This is a genomic window from Acinetobacter lactucae (assembly GCF_013344765.1).
GTDB lineage: Bacteria > Pseudomonadota > Gammaproteobacteria > Pseudomonadales > Moraxellaceae > Acinetobacter > Acinetobacter lactucae_A.
Genome location: NZ_JABVBF010000175.1, coordinates 1 through 7,224 on the forward strand (window position 1 = coordinate 1; position 7,224 = coordinate 7,224).

At 38.5% G+C, this 7,224-nt stretch carries 5 protein-coding genes; 1 reads left to right on the forward strand and 4 read right to left on the reverse strand.

Features of this window, described 5'->3' with window-relative positions; translation table 11 throughout:
• Both HUN22_RS14435 and HUN22_RS14440 read right to left on the reverse strand, forming a co-directional pair.
• On the reverse strand, window positions 1-667 hold a 667-nt coding region (locus tag HUN22_RS14435), incomplete at its 3' end, for a metallophosphoesterase family protein (protein ID WP_174730679.1).
• Window positions 648-1,586, reverse strand: coding sequence for a diacylglycerol/lipid kinase family protein (locus HUN22_RS14440; protein WP_174730682.1), 939 nt, complete (start codon window positions 1,584-1,586; stop codon window positions 648-650). The genes HUN22_RS14440 and HUN22_RS14435, both read right to left, overlap by 20 nt.
• Window positions 1,587-1,977: 391 nt before the next feature.
• On the opposite strand from HUN22_RS14440, the gene HUN22_RS14445 reads away from it, so the two are divergent.
• Window positions 1,978-3,810: a phosphoenolpyruvate carboxykinase (GTP) gene (locus tag HUN22_RS14445; protein WP_031949122.1), complete on the forward strand. Its 1,833-nt coding sequence runs from the start codon at window positions 1,978-1,980 to the stop codon at window positions 3,808-3,810.
• 41 nt (window positions 3,811-3,851) lie between these two features.
• Here HUN22_RS14445 and glpD read toward each other — a convergent pair whose 3' ends face one another.
• On the reverse strand, window positions 3,852-5,369 hold the full coding sequence (glpD, locus tag HUN22_RS14450) for a glycerol-3-phosphate dehydrogenase (protein WP_174730685.1): 1,518 nt from the start codon (window positions 5,367-5,369) through the stop codon (window positions 3,852-3,854).
• Window positions 5,370-5,522: 153 nt separating this feature from the next.
• Window positions 5,523-7,031: a glycerol kinase GlpK gene (glpK, locus tag HUN22_RS14455; RefSeq protein ID WP_174730688.1), complete on the reverse strand. Its 1,509-nt coding sequence runs from the start codon at window positions 7,029-7,031 to the stop codon at window positions 5,523-5,525.
• Window positions 7,032-7,224 lie beyond the last annotated feature (193 nt).

Sequence of the window (7,224 nt, forward strand, 5' to 3'; positions counted from 1 at the left end):
GATAATGTAAACGGCTAGAAGTTGCTGTTCCTGCATGAATATCATAAATAGGATGATCTATCTTTAATTGATAAATTTTCGTTAAATCATATACAGCGGTTTTATGTAAATGCCCGTGTAACATTCCAAATAGTCCCGTTGTACTCCATTTTTCGAGCGCCATTTTTCCTAATACAGGACAATCTTTAATACCATGCTCATCATCAGGTGGAGTATAAAAAGGCTGATGGAAAACAACTAATTTGATTTTATCAGCTGGCCCTTGCTGTAATCGCTCATAAGTCGTTTGAATTTGCTCAATCGAAATATGTCCACGAGTATGATAACGACGGCGAATACTATTCACCCCAACAATATAAAAATGTTCAGTTTCTAAAGTTGGTTCAAGCTGGCCAAAAAAATATTGGTAGCGAGTAAATGGTGAAAAAAAACGGTTCCAGACATGGTACAACGGAATATCGTGATTACCAGGCACTACAAGGTAAGGAATATTAAGACTATCTAAAAACTGACGGCATTTATAAAACTGTTGATATCGGGCACGTTGAGTAATATCTCCACTTACAACAATGACTTCAGGTCTATGTTGAGTGCAAAAAAGTCGGATCGCATCTAAACATGCTTCGATTTCTGTTCCAAAATGCAAATCAGACAGATGTAACAGCATTTGGCACCATAATATTTAAAGCATTCTTTTCTACAGAGAAATTTAAAGGTGTTTTCATCTCTATTATTTCACCATCTAATGCGACTGTAAGTTTTGATCTTTTTGCACAATCCACCACCACATGGTCTGCACAAAAACTATAAACATCTTGTGCCTCTTCGACTTTGCCCTGAATCCATTGCCACAACATGTTTAATAAACTAAGCCTATCACTTTTTGTAATGACCACTCCAGCGACCCGCCCTTGTGCAGCACAATCGGCAATTCTTAATTTCATATCACACAATTGCAGTTGATTATTACCAAAGAAAATTAAAGGCGTTTTGACTGGATATTTCTTTCCATCCACTGTCACAGAAAGCTTCATGGATTTATTTTCCCTTAATAAAACATCCAAAGCTGAGGTATAGGCATGCAAAGGTAAACGCCCTAAGTATTTATTATAAAGCTCACGTTTTTTTATAAATAATGGATACAACCCTAGGCTCGCATTATTCAAATAAACATGATCATTAATTGTCGCAATATGTACAGAGCGTGGTGTACCTGTAGCGATAACTTCAGCAGCTTCTAACAAATCTAAGGGGATATCTAAAACTTTAGCGACATAATTAAAGGTTCCCAAAGGTAAAATTCCCATAGGAATATTGGTATGTCTAAGCTTTGATGCTACCGCATTTAAGGTTCCATCCCCACCTGCTGCAACAACAACACCTAAATTTGTATTTTGACTATGCCGGTGGATCACTTGACTCATTAAATCATCAAAAGAAACATCTTCTGCCAATTCAAAAACTTGTATTTCAAAACCAAATTCGGTGAATAAAGTCATTAACTGTTCATACATATCTTCATGTTTTGACGCATGAAAACCCGATTTTTGGTTATAGATGATAGAGAGAGGTTTTAAAGTCCGCATTTTTATTATCTTGGAGGGATTCATCATAAATATTGTATATAAAAACGCCTAATAAAAGTCTCTTTATGTAAATTTCGAATGAACATCATTTGTATAATCAATAATAATTCTCAAGAAAAAATTATGAATCAAGTGCATGATTTTTAAAGAAATAAATAATATAAATAACATACATACAACATAAAAATATGACGAATAAGATATTGTAAAAAACAATAACAATATGATTTTATTGATAAAAAATTTAAAAATCAAAATATCTATTTCTTAGTCTTTAGTCTTATTTTTTTTATGATTTTGTGCTTTAATACAGCCACTTTTTTATTTGATCTTTCATTGTACCTCTCAATGAATGACTTGTACGTTGTACATATTTTGAATAGGCCTCACCATGACCACAGTGAACGCACCAGAATTCGTTCGTCATCCTAAGCTTATCGCGTGGGTTGAAGAAATTGCAAACTTAACCAAACCAGCAAAAATCGAATGGTGTGACGGAAGCGAAGAAGAGTATCAACGTCTAATCGACTTGATGATCGCTAACGGCACCATGCAGAAATTAAACCAAGAAAAACATCCTGGTTCTTATCTTGCAAATTCTGACCCATCTGACGTTGCACGTGTTGAAGACCGTACTTACATCTGCTCTCAAAATAAAGAAGATGCTGGTGCGACAAACAACTGGGAAAACCCAGCTGTTATGCGTGAAAAATTAAATGGTTTATTTGAAGGCTCAATGGAAGGCCGTACAATGTACGTTGTTCCTTTCTCAATGGGTCCTTTAGGTAGCCACATTGCTCATATCGGTATTGAGTTAACTGACTCTCCTTACGTTGCTGTTAGCATGCGTAAAATGGCACGTATGGGTAAAGCAGTTTATGACGTATTAGGTACAGACGGCGAGTTTGTTCCTTGTGTACATACAGTAGGTGCTCCACTTGCTGAAGGTCAACAAGATGTTGCTTGGCCATGTAACCCTGAAAAATATATCGTTCATTATCCAGAAACTCGTGAAATCTGGTCTTTCGGTTCTGGTTACGGCGGTAACGCATTACTTGGCAAAAAATGTTTAGCTCTTCGTATCGCTTCTGTCATGGGACGCGAACAAGGTTGGTTAGCTGAACATATGCTTATTCTTGGTGTAACTAATCCTCAAGGCGAGAAACACTACATCGCTGCAGCATTCCCGTCTGCATGTGGTAAAACAAACTTTGCAATGTTAATTCCGCCAGCAGGTTATGAAGGTTGGAAAATCGAAACTGTAGGTGACGATATTGCTTGGATCAAACCAGGTGAAGATGGTCGTTTATATGCGATTAACCCTGAAGCTGGTTTCTTCGGTGTAGCTCCTGGTACAAATACCAAGACTAACCCTAACTGTATGGCAACTCTTCATAAAGATGTTATCTATACAAACGTAGCGGTAACTGAAGACGGTCAAGTATGGTGGGAAGGTCTTTCTAAAGAAGTTCCAACAAACTTAACAAACTGGAAAGGTCAACCTCACGTAAATGGTGAAAAAGCAGCGCATCCAAATGCTCGCTTCACTGTTGCGGCTGGTCAATGTCCTTCTATTGATGCTGACTGGGAAAATCCAGCTGGTGTTCCAATTTCTGCCTTCATTTTCGGCGGTCGCCGTGCAGATACGGTTCCTTTAGTTTCTGAAGCTTTCGACTGGGTTGACGGTGTATATAAAGCTGCAACTATGGGTTCTGAAACTACTGCTGCTGCTGTTGGTCAACAAGGTATCGTTCGTCGTGACCCATTCGCGATGCTTCCATTTGCTGGCTACAATATGGCTGACTACTTCGATCACTGGTTAAACATTGGTCAAGAAGTAAGTACAAAAGCTGAAGCTGCCGGTAATAAATTACCAAAAATCTTCAACGTAAACTGGTTCCGTCGTGATGCTGAAGGCAACTTCGTATGGCCTGGTTTCGGTCAAAACATGCGTGTTCTTGAGTGGATCATTGACCGTTGTGAAGGTCGTGCAAATGCTGTTGAAACACCAATTGGTCTTGTTCCAACATATGACGACTTGAACTGGCAAGGTACTGAATTCTCTAAAGAAGAGTTTGACCTCATCACAGCTCAAAATAAAGATCAGTGGATTACTGAAATTGAAAGCCACACTGATTTATTTAATAAACTCGGTGATCGCTTACCTAAAGCATTAAAAGAACGTCAAGCAGCTTTACTTGAAGCTGTAAAAACTGGCTTCTAATTGCTAAATATAAAAAAGGTCGCTATGTGCGGCCTTTTTTATTATGCGGCATCATCTTTTTGTCGACGCTCAGATAAATAAGCTTCTAATACTTTTACTTGTTTTTCATCAAATGCTAGACCTAATTTAGTTCTACGCCACAATATATCCTCAGCAGCACTCGCCCATTCATATTCACATAAATATTTAACTTCACATTCAAATAAATCATGTCCAAAATTCTGACCCAATTGCTCGAATGCATTTCGCTCTTGAAGCATATTCCACACTCTCGTGCCATATGCATGCGCCCAACGGTTAGCAAGTGATTCAGACACTCCACTTATACGTGACTGAATCTGATGCGTTAAATCATCTAAGGTTGTCCAGTTTTCAGCCCCTGGTAAAGGCTCGTTTGCAGTCCACCCCTCTGCCATGCCACTAAAAAATGGAGACAGATCTTCTAAAGCAGCTTCTGCCAATTTTCGGTAAGTCGTGATCTTGCCACCAAATACAGATAACAAAGGTACTTTTTTATGTTCAGTCTGTAGTGCCAAAGTGTAGTCACGGGTAATGGCTGAAGGATTATCAGACTCATCATCACATAACGCACGTACACCCGAGTACTGACTTACAATATCAGCTCGAGTTAACTGCTTTTTAAAATGTGAATTTGTCACTGTTAAGAGGTAATCTATTTCTACATCGGTAATCTCTACCTTTTGTGGATCACCTGTATATTCCTGATCTGTCGTACCAATCAGTGTATATTTTTCCAAATATGGAATTGCAAACACGATGCGTCGATCTTCATTTTGCATAATGAAGGCTTTATGGCAGTCATATAATTTTGGTACAACAATATGACTACCTTGGATCAATCGGATTTGATAAGGCGATTTTAAATTTAGGTTTTCACTAATAATTTCTTCAACCCAAGGGCCAGCTGCATTCACTAAAACTCTTGCACGTATCTGATAAAACTCAACTCCACTTTGTAGTTCCAAATGCCACAGTTCTTGTTCTTTATAAGCCCTAACACATCGTGTTCGTGTCACGACTGTAGCACCCTGCTCTTTGGCTTGTAGTGCATTTAACACTACAAGACGTGCATCATCTACAGTACAGTCAGAATATTCAAAGCCACGCGTGATAGCTGGTTTTAAAGGGCTATCTTCTCTGAAGTAAATAAGATTCGAACCTAATAATTTTTCTCGTTTTCCCAAGTGATCATAAAAAAACAGTCCTGCACGAATTAACCATGCAGGGCGTAAATGTGGTCGATGAGGCATAATAAAACGCATGGGTTTAATAATATGTGGAGCTTTAGCCAATAGCACTTCACGCTCTGCCAAAGCCTCTCTAACCAAGCGAAACTCTTTATGCTCTAAATAGCGCAATCCACCATGAATTAATTTGCTGCTAGCAGATGAGGTGTGACTCGCTAAATCATCTTTTTCACATAAAAATACCGATAGTCCACGGCCTGCTGCATCATTAGCAATACCGACGCCATTAATACCGCCACCAATCACGGCAATGTCATATATTTTTGAATAATCATTAGCCTGTACTTTCATTTCTCATTTCTTTTTATTGTTGATCTTATAAAAATTAAAACATCAAATTGATGAAACAACAATCAAAAAAGTAGAATAATCAATTTTAAATAACCAAGTATTTAACCGTTAATTGATTACCCTACTATTGAATTCAACTAGTTAAATAGCAGATCAATCCTCAGCCCAACTTTGACTACGCTTAACTGCCTTGAGCCATCCTTTATAAATCAGCTCGGATTGTTCAGAAGACAATTTTGGTTCAAATACCTTTTCTATAGCAGATTTATCCCTTAATTCATGTAGATCCTGCCAGAAACCCGTCGCTAGTCCAGCAAGGAAAGCCGCACCCAAAGCTGTAGTTTCTTTCATTATTGGACGTTCTACTGGTGTTGCTAAAATATCGGCCTGAAATTGCATCAAGAAATTATTTTCGGTTACTCCACCATCAACTCGAAGTGTGCGAAGCTCTTCTTCTGCATCTTGCTGCATGGCATCTAAAACATCTCGAGTTTGAAAAGCAATAGACTCTAAAGTTGCACGAATAATATGTTCAATACTAGCGCCACGAGTAAGTCCAAAAATTGCTCCACGCGCTGTCGGATCCCAATACGGTGCACCTAATCCTGTAAATGCAGGAACGACATATACCCCATTGCTATCTTTTACACGTGTTGCGTAAAGCTCAGATTCTTTAGCGTTCTTAATGACCTTTAACTCATCGCGTAACCACTGTACGCAAGAACCACCATTAAATACGGCACCCTCCAAGGCATAGTTCACCTCACCGCTCGCACCACATGCAATAGTAGTCAGCAATCCATGTTCTGAACGAACAATCTTCTTACCTGTGTTCATTAAGAGAAAGCAGCCTGTACCGTAAGTATTTTTTGCTTGGCCCGACTCAACACACATTTGTCCGAAAAGTGCAGCTTGTTGGTCCCCTGCAATTCCTGCGATTGGAATACCTACTTCTTGTCCACTGATAGTATGTGTATATCCATAAACCTCTGATGAGCTACGAACCTCTGGCAACATTGCTCTAGGAATGTCTAAAGCTTGTAAAAGTTTTTCATCCCATTGAAGCTTTTCGATATCAAAAAGCATAGTTCGCGAAGCATTGGTAAAATCAGTAACATGAACCGCACCATTGGTGAGTTTCCAAATTAACCAAGTGTCCACAGTACCGAACAACAACTCTCCTCGCTCAGCGCGTTCACGACTTCCTTCAACATGGTCTAAAATCCATTTAATTTTTGTAGCCGAAAAATACGGATCAATCACTAAACCTGTAGTTTTTCGGATGTATTCTTGCCAACCTGCTTTATGCAATTGATTGCATATTTCTGTTGTCTGTCGGCTTTGCCAAACAATCGCATTGTAAATCGGCTTACCTGTTTTTTTATCCCAGACAATTGTGGTTTCCCGCTGATTTGTAATACCAATTGCTGCAACTTGTTCACTCTTGATACCTGCTTGAGCTAGAGCTTCTACCCAAACAGCACTTTGTGTGGCCCAAATTTCCATAGGATCATGCTCGACCCAACCAGGCTGAGGATAAATCTGAGTAAATTCTTTTTGAGCAATACTTACAACGTTAGCATCATGGTCTAAAACAATTGCTCTTGAGCTTGTTGTGCCCTGATCAAAAGCAACAATATATTTTTTTGGGCATTTTGACATCTGAATGTCCTTTTCATTATTCACACACATTTAGACCACAATGCCAAGACATCATGCCTAACTGTATTTATTCAAAATTTTCTTTGGAATATATCATTATTTTTAAGGGATATAGTTTTTCTTCGTCCAAACATTACTCATTCTTTATCAGTTTTTTACTACTTGGAAAAAACAATATGCGAAAAATAAGAAT